This is a genomic window from Klebsiella sp. 2019SCSN059 (assembly GCF_021739525.1).
In the GTDB taxonomy this organism is placed as follows: domain Bacteria; phylum Pseudomonadota; class Gammaproteobacteria; order Enterobacterales; family Enterobacteriaceae; genus Klebsiella; species Klebsiella quasipneumoniae.
Genome location: NZ_JAKKOM010000003.1, coordinates 213,324 through 227,083 on the forward strand (window position 1 = coordinate 213,324; position 13,760 = coordinate 227,083).

The 13,760-nt window shown below is 59.8% G+C and carries 14 protein-coding genes; 7 read left to right on the forward strand and 7 right to left on the reverse strand.

What is annotated here, in order from left to right; translation table 11 throughout:
- The first annotated feature begins 88 nt into the window (after positions 1 to 88).
- The 4 genes from L2I46_RS05630 to rlmM all read left to right on the forward strand — a co-directional run bounded on the left by L2I46_RS05630 (position 89) and on the right by rlmM (position 3,090).
- Positions 89 to 313, forward strand: coding sequence for a YgdI/YgdR family lipoprotein (locus L2I46_RS05630; RefSeq protein WP_002915549.1), 225 nt, complete (start codon positions 89 to 91; stop codon positions 311 to 313).
- 351 nt (positions 314 to 664) lie between these two features.
- Positions 665 to 1,582: a glycine cleavage system transcriptional regulator GcvA gene (gene gcvA / locus L2I46_RS05635; protein WP_002915545.1), complete on the forward strand. Its 918-nt coding sequence runs from the start codon at positions 665 to 667 to the stop codon at positions 1,580 to 1,582.
- 19 nt (positions 1,583 to 1,601) lie between these two features.
- Positions 1,602 to 1,997 (forward strand): DUF423 domain-containing protein, encoded by a 396-nt coding sequence (locus tag L2I46_RS05640; RefSeq protein ID WP_002915543.1) that lies wholly within the window; start codon positions 1,602 to 1,604, stop codon positions 1,995 to 1,997.
- Entirely contained in the window at positions 1,990 to 3,090 is a 1,101-nt protein-coding gene (gene rlmM / locus L2I46_RS05645) for a 23S rRNA (cytidine(2498)-2'-O)-methyltransferase RlmM (RefSeq protein ID WP_023290861.1), read from the forward strand. The genes L2I46_RS05640 and rlmM overlap by 8 nt, the downstream gene beginning before the upstream one ends.
- 54 nt (positions 3,091 to 3,144) lie before the next feature.
- On the opposite strand, the gene fucR is transcribed toward rlmM, so the two are convergent.
- The 5 genes from fucR to fucP form a co-directional block, all read right to left on the reverse strand.
- The gene (fucR, locus tag L2I46_RS05650; protein ID WP_023290860.1) at positions 3,145 to 3,855 is read right to left on the reverse strand and encodes an L-fucose operon activator; all 711 of its coding nucleotides are present in this window, start codon (positions 3,853 to 3,855) and stop codon (positions 3,145 to 3,147) included.
- Positions 3,856 to 3,913: 58 nt separating this feature from the next.
- A complete protein-coding gene (gene fucU, locus L2I46_RS05655) occupies positions 3,914 to 4,336 on the reverse strand; it encodes an L-fucose mutarotase (protein ID WP_023290859.1) in 423 nt (140 codons plus the stop codon).
- A 1-nt stretch (position 4,337) separates the two neighbouring features.
- The gene (gene fucK, locus L2I46_RS05660) at positions 4,338 to 5,756 is read right to left on the reverse strand and encodes an L-fuculokinase (protein WP_032453923.1); all 1,419 of its coding nucleotides are present in this window, start codon (positions 5,754 to 5,756) and stop codon (positions 4,338 to 4,340) included.
- A 106-nt stretch (positions 5,757 to 5,862) separates the two neighbouring features.
- Positions 5,863 to 7,638, reverse strand: coding sequence for an L-fucose isomerase (fucI, locus tag L2I46_RS05665; RefSeq protein WP_236947609.1), 1,776 nt, complete (start codon positions 7,636 to 7,638; stop codon positions 5,863 to 5,865).
- A 32-nt stretch (positions 7,639 to 7,670) separates the two neighbouring features.
- The gene (fucP, locus tag L2I46_RS05670; protein ID WP_085551559.1) at positions 7,671 to 8,981 is read right to left on the reverse strand and encodes an L-fucose:H+ symporter permease; all 1,311 of its coding nucleotides are present in this window, start codon (positions 8,979 to 8,981) and stop codon (positions 7,671 to 7,673) included.
- Positions 8,982 to 9,396: 415 nt separating this feature from the next.
- Here fucP and L2I46_RS05675 point away from each other — a divergent pair, with 415 nt between their 5' ends.
- Genes L2I46_RS05675 through fucO form a run of 3 tightly spaced genes read left to right on the forward strand, consistent with a single transcriptional unit; the run spans position 9,397 to position 11,371 of the window.
- Complete coding sequence (locus tag L2I46_RS05675) at positions 9,397 to 9,582, forward strand: hypothetical protein (protein WP_142376527.1); 186 nt, start codon at positions 9,397 to 9,399, stop codon at positions 9,580 to 9,582.
- The gene (fucA, locus tag L2I46_RS05680; RefSeq protein ID WP_023290855.1) at positions 9,548 to 10,195 is read left to right on the forward strand and encodes an L-fuculose-phosphate aldolase; all 648 of its coding nucleotides are present in this window, start codon (positions 9,548 to 9,550) and stop codon (positions 10,193 to 10,195) included. Before L2I46_RS05675 ends, fucA begins: the two co-directional genes overlap by 35 nt.
- Positions 10,196 to 10,222: 27 nt before the next feature.
- Positions 10,223 to 11,371 carry a lactaldehyde reductase gene (gene fucO, locus L2I46_RS05685; RefSeq protein ID WP_177335848.1) on the forward strand — a complete coding sequence of 383 codons (1,149 nt, stop codon included), beginning with the start codon at positions 10,223 to 10,225 and terminating at the stop codon, positions 11,369 to 11,371.
- Between the two features lie 58 nt (positions 11,372 to 11,429).
- Here fucO and xni read toward each other — a convergent pair whose 3' ends face one another.
- A complete protein-coding gene (xni, locus tag L2I46_RS05690) occupies positions 11,430 to 12,185 on the reverse strand; it encodes a flap endonuclease Xni (protein ID WP_023290853.1) in 756 nt (251 codons plus the stop codon).
- 150 nt (positions 12,186 to 12,335) lie between these two features.
- Entirely contained in the window at positions 12,336 to 13,703 is a 1,368-nt protein-coding gene (locus L2I46_RS05695) for an L-serine ammonia-lyase (RefSeq protein ID WP_044524543.1), read from the reverse strand.
- Positions 13,704 to 13,760 lie beyond the last annotated feature (57 nt).

Sequence of the window (13,760 nt, forward strand, 5' to 3'; positions counted from 1 at the left end):
TATGCTGAAAAGTGTTGGGTTTGTGTTTTAACCTATTACTTAACGAGTCACGAATAGTATAAATAGCCGTAAGGAGAGAAAAATGAAAATGACTAAGGCCGCTGCGATTATCTCTGCCTGTATGCTGACTCTGGGCCTGAGCGCCTGTTCCTCTAACTATGTGATGCATACCAATGATGGGCGGACCATCGTCACCGACGGGAAACCGCAAACCGATAATGATACTGGCATGATCTCGTATAAGGACGCGTGGGGCAACAAACAGCAGATCAATCGCTCTGACGTGAAACAGCTGGGTGAGCTGGACGAGTAAGGCAGTAAAAAGGCAAAAAAAAGCACCGCGCGTTGCGGTGCTACATTAAATCACTATGGACAGACAGGGTAAATGTACAGGAAGTGAAAAGGGGTAGCCTTGCTACCAGGGTCTGCAAAGACAGACCAATTGCAAACACAACAACACAACATCACAACCGTAAGCCAAAAGCTTGATGGAACACGCATTCCAAAAAAAGCTTCTCGTTCCGGCTCAGGAAGTGCCGCCACTATAGGTATTTGCTGGTAGAACCTCAACGGACAATTTATAATGGCTCAGATAAAAAAAACTAATAGGTTAACCGTTGTTTCCTATTTGTTAAATTGAGTTAACATCTAAGCCAGAATAACCATGTCGAAGCGATTACCTCCTCTGAATGCATTACGTGTTTTTGATGCAGCCGCACGCCATCTCAGCTTCACTCGGGCAGCCGATGAGCTTTTTGTGACGCAGGCCGCAGTCAGCCACCAAATCAAGTCTCTCGAGGATTTTCTGGGCCTTAAGCTGTTCCGTCGGCGCAATCGTTCGCTGCTGTTAACGGAAGAAGGGCAAAGCTATTTTCAGGATATTAAAGAGATTTTTTCGCAACTGACGGAAGCGACGCGTAAACTGCAGGCGCGCAGCGCCAAAGGGGCCTTAACGGTCAGTTTATTGCCAAGTTTCGCCATCCAGTGGCTGGTGCCGAGACTCACAAGCTTTAACTCAGCTTATCCGGGAATCGACGTCAGGATCCAGGCGGTGGACCGTCAGGAGGATAAGCTGGCGGACGATGTCGACGTGGCGATTTTTTACGGTCGCGGCAACTGGCCGGGCCTGCGTGTGGAAAAACTGTACGCCGAGTATCTGCTGCCGGTCTGTTCCCCGCTGCTGCTCACCGGCGACAAGGCATTGAAAACGCCTGCCGATCTGGCGCAACATACGCTGCTTCACGATGCGTCCCGCCGCGACTGGCAAACTTATACCCGCCAGCTGGGTCTAAGCCATATTAATGTGCAGCAGGGACCGATTTTCAGCCACAGCGCGATGGTGCTGCAGGCGGCCATTCATGGGCAGGGCGTGGCGCTGGCCAACAACGTCATGGCCCAGTCCGAAATTGAGGCCGGTCGCCTGGTGTGTCCGTTTAATGATGTTCTGGTCAGTAAGAATGCGTTTTACCTTGTTTGCCATGACAGTCAGGCAGAACTGGGTAAAATAGCCGCTTTCCGGCAGTGGATTCTGGCGAAAGCGGCAAGTGAACAAGAAAAATTCCGCTTTCGTTATGAACAATAATTACTTGTAGGGTAACAACATGACCAGCCGTTTTATGCTGATATTCGCCGCGATTAGCGGCTTTATCTTTGTGGCTCTGGGTGCCTTCGGCGCGCATGTCTTAAGTCAATCGCTCGGCGCGGCGGAGATGGCCTGGATCCATACCGGCCTGGAGTATCAGGCCTTCCATACCCTGGCGATTTTTGGTCTGGCGGTGGCGATGCAGCGTCGGATCAGTATCTGGTTCTACTGGAGCAGCGTGTTTCTGGCGTTAGGGACCGTGCTGTTCAGCGGCAGCCTCTACTGCCTGGCGCTCTCTCATTTACGCCTGTGGGCGTTCGTGACCCCGGTGGGCGGCGTGAGCTTCCTCGCCGGCTGGGTTTTAATGTTAATTGGTGCAATTCGTCTGAAACGTAAGGGCGTTGTTCATGAATAAGGTTGTCCTCTATTGTCGCCCTGGGTTTGAGAAAGAGTGCGCAGCAGAAATTACCGATAAGGCAGCCCGCCTTGAGGTGTTTGGTTTTGCCCGGGTCAAAGAAGACTCTGGCTATGTGATTTTTGAAGGCTATCAGCAGGATGATGGCGAGAAGCTGGTGCGCGATCTGCCGTTCAGCTCGCTGATCTTCGCCCGCCAGATGTTTGTGGTCGGCGAACTGCTGCGCGACCTGCCGCCGGAGGATCGCATCACGCCGATCGTCGGCATGCTGCAGGGCGTGGTGGAGAAGGGCGGCGATCTGCGCGTCGAGGTGGCGGACACTAACGAAAGCAAAGAGCTGATGAAGTTCTGCCGCAAGTTTACCGTGCCGCTGCGCGCGGCGCTGCGCGAAGCGGGCGTCCTGACCCGCTATGAAACGCCGAAGCGTCCGGTGGTGCATGTGTTCTTTATCGCCCCGGGCTGCTGCTATACCGGCTACTCGTACAGCAACAACAACTCGCCGTTCTATATGGGCATTCCGCGGCTGAAGTTTCCATCCGACGCCCCGAGCCGCTCCACCCTCAAGCTGGAAGAGGCGTTCCACGTCTTTATTCCGGCAGACGAGTGGGACGAGCGCCTGGCGAACGGCATGTATGCCGTCGACCTTGGCGCCTGCCCGGGCGGCTGGACCTATCAGCTGGTGAAGCGCAACATGTGGGTCTCTTCGGTCGATAACGGTCCGATGGCCCAGAGCCTGATGGATACCGGCCAGGTGACCTGGCTGCGCGAAGACGGTTTCCGCTATCGTCCGAACCGCAACAACATCTCGTGGATGGTCTGCGATATGGTGGAGAAGCCGGCGAAAGTGGCGGCGCTGATGGCGCAGTGGCTGGTCAACGGCTGGTGCCGGGAGACCATCTTCAACCTCAAGCTGCCGATGAAAAAGCGCTATGAAGAGGTGTCGCAGAATCTGGCCTACATTCAGGCCCAGCTGGACGAGCACGGCATTAACGCCCAGATCCAGGCGCGTCAGCTGTATCACGATCGTGAAGAGGTGACCGTTCACGTGCGTCGCCTGTGGGCCGCCGTCGGCGGACGTCGCGACGAGCGTTAATCTCTCACCCTCAGGCCGGAGACGCGTGCTTGTCCTCCGGCCTTCGCCGCATGCTTAAGGCTGCGGCGCATCCGACACAATATGCGTCACGTCATCCAGATGACCAATTCTCGCCTCGCCGGAACGGTTGAACTTACTTTTATCGATCAGCAGCAGCGACTGCGCCGCCCGCTTAAGCAGGATCGATTTGAAGTCGGCATTGAACGCATTGGAGTCCCACAGCGCGCCCTGCGGGTCGATGCCTTCGCAGGAAAAAATAAACAGATCGATCTCCAGCGATTTCAGCTGGGAAATCAGCGCCGGGTTAACGTAGCAGCCATATTTCCGCTGCAGGGTGCCGCCGGAGCAGGTGAGGGCGATCTGGTCGCGTTTGGCCAGCTCCTGGCAGATGGGCTGGCTGTTGGTAAAAACGTGCAGCGGGCGGTCCGGCAGCTGGCGGGCGAGGTACCAGCAGGTGGAGCTGGCATCGAGGGCGATGACCATGCCTTCGTCAATCCAGGCCAGCGCTTCGCGGGCGATGTCGGCTTTATGCGCGTAATGGCTTTTCAGGCGCATGTGGAAAGGGTCGCCGCTGTCCTGGCTGCGCTGGTGGATCACTTTGGCCCGGCCGTGGTTGCGCAGCACTTTGCCCTGCGCCTGCAGCTCGCTGAGATCGCGGCGAATGGTTTCCCTGCTGACGTTGAGCTGTTTTGACAACGTTTCGGTGGTCAGGCTGCTGTGGTTGATCAGGAGATCGACGATCGCCTGCTGGCGGGCCGCTTTCATTTATTCTCACCCCATCATTGATTGAGCGTCTGCATCAGGCAGACGCTCCGGCATGAGATTACGGCGTGACTCCTTTTTTTAAAAGGATATTTCCGTACTTAGCGCACTCTCCTGTGATAACGATCGCAAAGGCTTTTTGCGCCCGCTCGTAGAAGGCAAAGCGGTCAATCCGCACGATGTCCGGGCAGGGGGCCTGCGCCGATAGCGCCTGCCGATAGCGCTGTTCCACCGTCGGGTCGAGGGCATCGCCTTCGACGGCGGCCATCATCACCAGCGGCGGCGCGTAGCTGTCTAACTCGAACAGCGGGATAATCGCCTGCAGCAGGTCGCTGACCCGCAGGCCATCGGCGCGGATCACCTGCGGACCCATGCTGTGCGCCGGGAAGTGGGCATCGGAAAAAATAATTTCATCCCCATGGCCCATTTCGGCCAGCACTTTCAGCAGTTCCGGCGATATCAGCGGGGAAATGGTTTTGAGCATCTCAGGCTTCCTCTGTGAATTCAGGTTCAGTTTGCGGCCAAAAATAGCGGTAGCGGTACGCGACCTGCGCCCTGGCCTGCTCCGGCGAAGAGAACTCGCCCACGCCATACCAGCCAAACATCGCCGCGCCGGCCACCGTGGTTTCGGCATCGTCGAGCACTTTGATCGGTATTCCCAGCCGGTCGGCCTTGATCTGGTTCCACAGCGCGTTGCGGCTGCCGCCGCCGACCAGCAGCAGCTCTTTCGCCCGGAAGCGGCCGATGTTTTCCAGGGTTTGCAGATGCTGCGCCAGCTGGTCGCTTAACCCCTCCAGCGCGGCACGGTAAAAATGGCCGCGGGTGGTGTTGAGCGTGACGCCCTGCCAGCCGGCGTGCTGGCTGGCGAGCAGGTCGCACTGCATCCTGACGCCCTCGGCGCCGGGCGGGATCGCCTGGGCTTCGTCAATCAGGGTTTGCCACGGCGTGTCGGCGATCCACAGCAGCTTACGCACCCATTCGAGCACGCCGGAGGCCAGCCACTGCATCCCCGGGTTATAGCGTCCCGGCTGGCTGTCCAGTTCGCAGGTGGAGCCGCTGTAGTCGCCGAGCAGCGAGGTGTCGACCTGCGCGCTGCGCACCATCAGGATCTCCCAGGTCCCGGAGGAGAGCACCGGCTCATCCTGCCCGGCGCCGGCGCCAAACAGGGCGAACTGGGTGTCGTGCCCGGCCGAGATAACCGGGATCCCGACGGGAAGGCCCAACAGCGCAGCGGCCTTCGGCAGCAGGGCGCCGATCGGCTGGCCCGCTTCAACCAGCCGTGGGAACAGGCGGCGCGGCAGGCCGGTCGCCTGCAGGATCGGCGCGCTGAAATCGCGCTGCCGGAGATCGAGCATTTGGCTGGTGCCCGCCATGGTAAGGTCGGTGGTGAACTCCCCGGTCAGCCGATGGTTGATCAGCGACGAAATGAACAGCCAGGCATGGGCCTGCGCCAGCAGCTGCGGGTGGTTCTCTTTCAGCCAGATCAGCTTATACAGGGTGTTGAACGCAAAGGCACCGACGCCGGCGATTTGCTGCAGCTGGCGCGCGGGCATATACCGGCTGATGGTGTCCATCACCGCCGCGGTGCGCGGGCATTTCCAGCTGATGATCGGATACAGCAGCGCACCCTGCTCATCCACCAGCGCGCCATCGACGCCAAAGGTCGTGACGGCGATGCCGCGTACCGTGCAGGAGGCCAGCGGGTCGTGGATCTGCCGACAGCAATCGGCAAAGCGCTGCATAATGGCCTCCAGCGACCACTGGTGCCAGTCGCTGCGCTCGGCGGCGATGTCGCTGGCGTTTGCCGTGGCGGCGCGGGCGACAATGTTCCCCTGTCGGTCAACGGCCATCGCCCGCACGTTCGTGGCGCCGCAGTCGAGGACCAGGATAACGTCTTGCTTCATAGTGACTCCCGAAACAACATTGCCGAATGGCGCGGCGCTTATCCGGCCTACAAACAGCGCGCGTCTGTAGGCCCGGTAAGCCTGCGCCACCGGCTAAACCCACCAGTTAACGCTTATACAGCGGCCCGTAGTTCTGGCAGGCGCGATAGTCCTGGCCTTCGATGTCCATGCCGTGCGCGGCCCAGGCGGAGGGGCGGTAGATTTTCGCCGCTTCCACGTTGTGCATGCAGACCGGAATGCGCAGCATGGCGGCGAGGGTAATGAAATCCGCGCCGACATGGCCGATGGTCAGCACGCCGTGGTTGGCGCCCCAGTTGGCCATGACCGAGTACACATCGCTGAACGGGCCCTTGCCGGTGAGGCGCGGGGCAAACCAGGTGGTGGGCCAGGTGGAGTTGGTGCGGGCGTCGAGCTGGTCGTGCATCGCTTTGGGCAGCGCCACGCTCCAGCCTTCGGCAATTTGCAGCACCGGTCCCAGACCTTTGATGATGTTCACCCGGGTCATGGTGAACGGCACGCCGCCTTCGGTCAGGAAGCGGGAAGAGAAGCCGCCGCCGCGGAAGTATTCATGGATCGCCGGGCACCATTCGGTGGCCGCGAGGCAGGCATCCGCCTCGTTCTGTTCAATCTCCCAGTGAGGTTTCATCGTCGGGTTGCCCTGCGCGTCGCGCTGCTGGCAGGAGCCGTCCAGCGCCGCGGAGCCGGAGTTAATCAGGTGAATAATGCCGTGCTCCGCCCGGCCGGTGAGCGGCTGCCCGGTGACGCGCTCAACGGCGTCCGGCGACCAGTAGGTGCGCACGTCGGCAAACACCTGGGCGGTGCCGGTGAGCTGGTGGCCCATCAGCATGGCCACGCCGTTGAGGCTGTCGTTTTCGGTGGCGACGACGAACGGCTCGCGCACGCCGTTCCAGTCAAAAGAGCTGTTGAGCAGCGCTTCGGCGGTATCGCCATTGGGGTATTGATCGGTCCAGTGGCGCTGGCCCTGGAAACCGGCGGCGATGGCGTTGTAGCCCAGCGACTCCTCCACCAGCCCTTTTTCCGCGAGCTTCGCGTTGCCCTGCATCATATCGCGGATGCACATCGCCATCAGCAGGCTCTCTTTTAGCACCGCGCGGCTCTGCGTTTCATTGCGCTTATACTGCTCGGCGTTCTGATCTTCGCCGTAGCGGAAATGTTTATCCGCCCACGCCAGCGCCATCTCCAGCTCGGTTTCATCATAGATTTTCTGATCGATTCGCCGGCGCAGCTCCGTCATGTCGACTGCCTGAACCTTCATCCCGAGCCAGGATTCAAAGAAGTTGTGGTCGACGATGGAGCCGGCGATGCCCATTGAGACGCCGCCCAGCGACAGATAGCTTTTCCCTTTCATATTAGCGACGGCCAGGCCGGCGCGAGCGAAGCGCAACAGTTTTTCTTCGACGTCCGCCGGGATGGAGGTGTCATCGGCATCCTGCACGTCATGCCCGTAGATGGAGAACGCCGGGATCCCTTTCTGGCTGTGGGCCGCCAGCGCGGCGGCCAGATAGACCGCCCCCGGACGTTCGGTGCCGTTAAAGCCCCAGATGGCCTTCGGGCGCAGCGGATCCATGTCGATGGTTTCACTGCCGTAGCACCAGCAGGGGGTGACGGTGATGGTGACGCCAACGTTCTGGCTGCTGAATTTCTCTTCACAGGCGGCCGACTCGGCCATGCCGGCGATGCAGGTATCGGCGATCACGCACTCCACCCGGGCGCCGCAGGCATGGCGCAGCTTCTCGCCGATAAGCGCGGCGGTGGCTTTCGCCATGTTCATGGTTTGCGCTTCCAGCGATTCGCGGACCCCCATGCGACGACCATCGATTACCGGGCGGATACCGATCTTCGGTAAGCTGATTTTTTTCATTACAGATCCCTCAGGTTATGCGGATAACAGGTTTAGTTCGTCGCCGCTTGCGAGCGGAAACGGGCAAAAATAAAGATGATGGCGAAGCACAGCGCCGGGACCAGCTCAGCGGTCGGGATATTGCCGGCGGCATCGCTGACAAAGCCCATCACCGGGGTGACGATCCCGCCGCCGATGATGGTCATGACGATAAAGGACGAGCCATATTTGGTGTCCTGGCCCAGCTGCTTAATCCCCAACGAGAAGATGGTCGGGTACTGAATGGACATAAAGGCGCTGCACAGGGTCAGGGCCAGCAGGCCGACGTGGCCGCCGCTGAAGGCGGAGAGCAAACAGAGCAGCATGGCGATAAGCGCATAGACAGCCAGCACGTTATGCGGCGCGAAGCGGCGGATAAGCCAGGTGCCGGTGAAACGGCCAATGAAGAAACAGACCATGGTGCCGGTGAGGTAGTTGGCGGCGAAACCGGCCGTCATGCCCGGGATCTCTTCGACAGCGTAGCGAATCAGATAGCTCCAGCAGGCGGTCTGCGCGCCGACATAGCAGAACTGGGCCAGAACCGCCCAGCGCCAGTGGCGGATGCGCATCAGGCGCGACAGCGAGGCGAGAAAAGTGCTCTGCGCGCTGTCGCCGTGGTCATCGCTTTGCAGTGACGGGAAGCGGGTGCAGACGATCAGCAGGGCGACCAGCAGCACGATGGCCACGATAATCATATAGGGGGTTTGTACCGACAGAACCAGGCTGTGCTTCCAGGCGCCGAGCTGTTCTGGGGTCATGCTATCCAGCACCTCCTGCGGCTGATGCGGGACGTTGGACAAAATAAGGCTCTGACCAAATACCACGGCGATAATGGCGCCAAATGAGTTAAAGGTCTGGGCCAGATTAAGACGGAAGTGACCGCCGCTTTCCGGACCGAGAACGGTGACAAACGGGTTGGCCGCGGTTTCCAGACAGCCAAGCCCGGCGGCGATAATAAATAATCCAATCAGAAATAGGGTGTAATTCATCACTTCCGCGGCAGGCCAGAACAGCGCGGCGCCGCAGGCATATAAAAACAGACCAGTAAGAATGCCTGCTTTATAGCTGAATTTTTTCATCAGCATCCCAGCGGGGATGGGAATAACAAAATAGCCAAAATAAAAAGCCGACTGGATTAATCCGGCCTGAAAGTTAGTCAGCGTAAAGGCCTGTTGAAATTGCGGTAATAAAATATCATTAAGATTATTGGCCACGGCCCACAGAAAAAAGAGGGAGCATAGCAGAGCAAAAGGAATAATATAGCTCTTACTCTGCCCGCTCTCCATGGCGCGGTAACTTTGCGTTGGTATCGTTGTGTTTCCCATAGCGTCCTCATCAGTTCAGAAGCAGTTACAACAGCATTCAGGGCGCAGTCTGGTGCTGCAGCAGACCGCAAAATTAAGTGAGCTCAGGTGACGCGCCGGTGAGTGAAATGAAAGTCACGGCGGAACTCATGGCTTCATTTTCAAATAAAAACCGCCTGTTAATATGATGAGGGTCACACTTAACGCTCTGCGGACCATTTTATGTGATAATTGTCACTTTAATTTTTCAAAATCGCTGACCGTTTGAGAAAATAAATTCACAAAACCACAACGCCAATGACCGATTGAATATATATCGTGGAAAACGGGCAAATGTTACAGGAAAATAAAATGCCCGCTTGATGGAATATTTTTAAGAACGGGCATTTTAAATGGTCGATTAACCAGTCTGATCCCTTTTTTTAGGGCGGAATAATTGACGTGGTTCACAAAATATGGCGATGAAAATTCCCCTGTGATTATTCATGCTGAAGATGGAGATCATTATTCAACCTATCCCACGGTAGCCGACAATAATTGCGTTGCCCTGCCGTTGACGGATGATGAGTCGCCAAAAGAGGAAAACAATGGAAAGAAACAGACTGGCCCGGCAGATTATTGATACCTGCCTGGAAATGACCCGCCTGGGGTTAAATCAGGGGACCGCCGGCAATGTCAGCGTGCGCTATCAGGGGGGGATGCTGATCACGCCCACCGGCATCCCATATGAAAAACTGACGGAAGAGAAGATCGTCTTTATTGATGCCGACGGCCAGCATGAGCAGGGAAAACTGCCCTCCAGCGAATGGCGTTTCCATCAGGCGGCCTACCAGACGCGGCCCGATGCCCAGGCAGTGGTCCACAATCACGCTGTGCATTGTACGGCGGTGTCGATCCTCAACCGGCCCATTCCGGCCATCCACTATATGATCGCCGCGGCGGGCGGGAATTCGATCCCCTGCGCGCCCTATGCCACTTTCGGCACCCGCGAACTGTCTGAGCATGTCGCGGTGGCGCTGAAGCACCGCAAAGCCACGCTGCTGCAGCATCATGGCCTGATCGCCTGCGAGGCCAGCCTGGAGAAAGCGCTCTGGCTGGCGCATGAAGTGGAAGTCCTGGCCCAGCTCTATCTCAGCACGCTGGCGATTACCGACCCGGTACCGGTGCTGGATGACGAGGCGATCGCCATCGTGCTGGAGAAGTTCAAAACCTACGGATTACGCATTGAAGAGTGATGCCGCAACGCTAACAGGAGAGACGCGATGGCAAACCGAATGATCCTCAACGAAACGGCGTGGTTTGGCCGGGGGGCGATAAACGCATTAACCGATGAAGTGCTGCGGCGCGGTTATCGCAAGGCATTGATCGTGACCGACAGCACCCTCGCGCAGTGCGGCGTGGCGGCAAAAGTCACTGACAAACTGGACGCCGCCCGGCTGGCATGGGACATGTTCAGCGACGTGATCCCCAATCCCACCATCGCCGTGGTCCAGCAGGGGCTGCAGGCCTTTCAGCGCAGCGGGGCGGATTACCTGATCGCCATCGGCGGCGGTTCGCCGCAGGATACCTGTAAAGCGATCGGTATTATTCAGCGTAACCCGGCGTTCGCCGATGTCCGCAGCCTGGAGGGGCTGTCGCCCACCCGTCAGCCCAGCGTGCCGATCTTCGCGGTGCCGACCACCGCGGGTACCGCGGCGGAGGTGACGATTAACTATGTCATCACCGATGAAGAACAGCGGCGTAAGTTTGTCTGCGTCGACCCGCACGATATTCCGCAGGTGGCCTTTATCGATGCCGATATGATGGACGCCATGCCGCCGGCGCTGAAGGCGGCGACCGGCGTCGACGCCCTGACGCACGCTATCGAAGGGTACCTCACCCGCGGCGCCTGGGCTTTGACCGATGCGCTGCACCTCAAAGCCATCGAGATCATCGCCGGCGCGCTGCGCGGCTCGGTTGCCGGAGACGCCGGAGCGGGGGAAGCCATGGCGCTCGGCCAGTATGTGGCGGGGATGGGATTTTCCAACGTCGGGCTTGGCCTGGTGCACGGCATGGCGCATCCGCTCGGCGCTTTTTACAACACGCCGCACGGTGTGGCGAATGCCATCCTGCTGCCGCACGTGATGCGCTTTAATGCTGAGGCGACCGGGGAAAAATATCGCGATATCGCCAGGGCGATGGGCGTCAGGGTGGAAGCGTTAAGCCTGACCGCCGCGCGCCTGGCGGCGGTGGAGGCGGTCTGCCAGCTCAACCGCGATGTCGGTATTCCCGGCCATCTGCGCGAGGTGGGCGTCAGGAAAGAGGATATTCCGGCGCTGGCCCAGGCGGCGCTGGCGGATGTGTGTACCGGCGGCAACCCGCGCGAGGCGAGCCTGGCCGATATCGTCGGGTTATATCAGGCGGCCTGGTGAGGGGCTGCCCCGGCCGAAGCAGGCGGTGCCGCCGCGCCGGCGCCGCGCTCGGGTAGGGTCAGCGCGTCAGCCGCAGCTGCTGCAGATTGCCGTCCAGCTGTAGGTCGGTCTGCAGGCGGGCGACTTCCCGGCAGGTGAAGGCCATTTCCTGATGCGTTGCCAGCTTTTTGCGCCACTTTTCCGGGACCTCGGCCAGGCGGGCATACAGCCCCTCCAGGTCCTGGAACTCGTTCAGCAGCTGGGCGGCGCTTTTGGGGCCAATGCCCGCTACGCCCGGCACCTTCGAGCTGCTGATCCCCGCCAGCCCCCAGTAATCCGCCAGCTGCTCCGGGGTGACGCCGAACTCGCTGGCGATGAAGGGGGCGTCCAGCCAGCGCTTCTGAAAGTAGTCGCGGATGCGGATGGTGGGCGACAGCAGCTGGCAGTAGCCTTTGTCAGTGGAGACAATGGTGGCCTGATGGCCCGCCTGGGCCACCTTCACCGCCAGGGTGGCGGCGAGGTCGTCCGCTTCGCTGCCCGGCGAGGCCCAGCAGCGGATCCCCCGCTGCTCGAAGGCGGCCCGCAGCGCCGGCATCTCGGCGACCAGGGTCTCCGGCATCGGCGCGCGGCCGGCTTTGTACTCCGGCAGGCGCTGGTGGCGCCAGCCGTGGGCGCGATCCTCATCATCAAACACCGCCACCGCGTGGGTGGGCTGACTATGGACGATCAGCTGCTCCAGCGCATGCAGGCAGGTATCGACGCAGGGCGAGCCCTGTACCGCGTGGATGCGGCGGATCAGATTTAACGCGTCGACGATTAACAGATGAACAGCCACAGATACCCCCTTATTCTCAGCGCCTTTAGGGTAACATCGGTGGTGATTCGAGGCCATTGGTAGAGCGAGGATCGGGAATCACACTCGCAAATCAGGCAGGATTCCGGTCAAAAGCAGGCCCGCCGCGGCGACGCGCGGCGGGCCAGCAGGTTAATCGCAGGCGACAATCTTCATCGCCAGCCCCCCGCGAGAGGTTTCCCGGTACTTGGCGTTCATGTCTTTGCCGGTTTCGTACATGGTCTCAATGACTTTATCGAGGCAGACGCGCGGCTCGCTGGTCCGGCGCAGCGCCATTCGCGCGGCGTTGACCGCTTTCACGGCGGCGATAGCGTTGCGTTCGATGCACGGCACCTGCACCTGGCCGGCGACAGGGTCGCAGGTCAGACCGAGGTTGTGCTCCATGGCGATCTCTGCCGCGATGCACACCTGGCCCGGGCTGCCGCCCAGCAGTTCAGCCAGACCGGCCGCCGCCATCGAGCAGGCGACGCCCACTTCACCCTGGCAGCCCACTTCGGCGCCGGAGATCGAGGCGTTCATCTTATAGAGCGAACCAATCGCGCTGGCCACCAGCATATAGCGCGCCAGGGAGTTGCTGTTCACCTTGCGGATAAACTTGTCGTAATAGGCCAGCACTGCCGGCACGATACCGCAGGCGCCGTTGGTCGGCGCCGTCACCACCCGGCCGCCGGCGGCGTTCTCTTCGTTCACCGCGAGGGCGAACATATTGATCCAGTCGACCACCGCCATCGGGTCGCTGTTGGTGGTGTCCTGGCTCACCAGCATGCGGCGCAGCGCGGCAGCCCGGCGCGGAACGCGCAGTTTGCCCGGCAGGACGCCTTCGGTGGTGATGCCGCGCTCAATACCGGCGCTCATCACTTCCCACACCGCGGCGAAGTGTTGCTCCAGCGCCTCTTTACTGTGCAGCGCCAGTTCGTTCTGCATCATCAGGCCGGAGAGCGACAGCCCGGTTTCGCGGCAGTGACGCTGCAGGTCGGCGGCGTTTTTATAAGGATAAGGAACGGCCACCGGCGCGTCGGTGGTCTGGCCGAAGTGCGCTTCATCGACGATAAAGCCGCCGCCGATGGAGTAGTACGTCTGGCTGTAGAGCGCCTGGTCGCCGGCCAGGGCGGTGATGCGCATGCCGTTCTCATGCAGCGACAGGTTGTCGGCATGGAAATTCATGCACTGATCGACCGGGAAGTCCACTTCGTGCTGGCCGTTGGCCAGCATCAGGCGACCATGGGTGTTAACGTCCTGAATAAAGCCAGGGATAGCGTCGATGTCGACGGTGTCCGGCAGGTTGCCGGCGAGCCCCATGATAATCGCGATATCGGTATGGTGGCCTTTACCGGTCAGGGAGAGGGAGCCGTAGACATCGACGACCACTTTGGTCACCTCGGCCAGCAGGCCGCGCGCGATCAGGTCGTCAGTGAATTGTTTGCCCGCTTTCATCGGTCCAACGGTATGGGAGCTGGAAGGGCCAATGCCGATTTTAAAGATATCGAATACGCTGATCATATGTATTCCCGTGCTGTCGGAAAGCGCGCCGCCGTTCAGCGGCGCGGGGGGAGGTGT